This window comes from Bradyrhizobium sp. Ken51 (assembly GCF_055807435.1).
In genome coordinates, this window is sequence record NZ_JBVVPB010000196.1 from 1 (window position 1) to 246 (window position 246).

General features: G+C 58.1%; 1 protein-coding gene. It reads left to right on the plus strand.

All coding sequences use genetic code 11. The features are described 5' to 3' along the window. Positions 1 to 47 precede the first annotated feature (47 nt). Positions 48 to 246: FAD-binding protein (locus AC0L27_RS41460; RefSeq protein ID WP_473323924.1), on the plus strand; the 199-nt coding region annotated here is incomplete at its 3' end.

The window sequence follows — 246 nt, forward strand, 5'->3', positions numbered from 1 at the left end:
TTCACGATACAGTAGCGGGTGGCGACTGGTTGTGTGAGCAGGATGTCGTGGATTATTTCGTCCACCACTGCCCAACCGAAATGACCCAACTGGAACTGTGGGGATGCCCATGGAGCCGTCGCCCGGATGGTAGCGTCAACGTACGTCGCTTCGGCGGCATGAAAATCGAGCGCACCTGGTTCGCCGCCGATAAGACCGGCTTCCATATGCTGCACACGCTGTTCCAGACCTCTCTGCAATTCCCGC